Source organism: Pseudoalteromonas sp. S3178 (assembly GCF_005886985.1).
GTDB classification, from domain to species: domain Bacteria; phylum Pseudomonadota; class Gammaproteobacteria; order Enterobacterales; family Alteromonadaceae; genus Pseudoalteromonas; species Pseudoalteromonas carrageenovora.
On record NZ_PNCW01000515.1, the window covers coordinates 1 to 391 of the forward strand.

At 41.2% G+C, this 391-nt stretch carries 2 protein-coding genes; both read right to left on the reverse strand.

The features are described 5' to 3' along the window. The coding region (locus CWC11_RS21995; RefSeq protein ID WP_171038523.1) for a VOC family protein at nt 1-138 on the reverse strand (138 nt) is incomplete at its 3' end. After that, the coding region (locus CWC11_RS22000; RefSeq protein ID WP_138684263.1) for a DUF2214 family protein at nt 135-391 on the reverse strand (257 nt) is incomplete at its 5' end. The genes CWC11_RS22000 and CWC11_RS21995, both read right to left, overlap by 4 nt.

Consider the following 391-nt stretch of genomic DNA (forward strand, 5'->3'; position numbering starts at 1 on the left):
CACCACCACCCAGCGTTTATCTTGCTCAGGTTGATAGGTGTCTTCTATTAATTCAAAACCTAGTTTATTGACGTAGAAGTCGATGGCTTCATCGTAGTCTTTGACGACGAGCGCAATATTGACAATATTTTGTTTCATGATGAGGGCAACCCATAGCCTCTTGCCATAAGCGCAGCAAGTAGCGGTAAAACTAAAAGTAACAGCATTTCTAGCCTTTTAATAACGATGATGCGCTGGGGCACAGACAAATTAGCTGCTGTTGTATTACGGTGCTTCAATAAAAACACAGTCGGAATGATAGATAACAAAGCGATTAACAAAAATAGTCCCACTTTGGCATGGAAAATCGGGTTTTTAGTATAGAATTCACTGGGCTTGCCAACTGCAAACC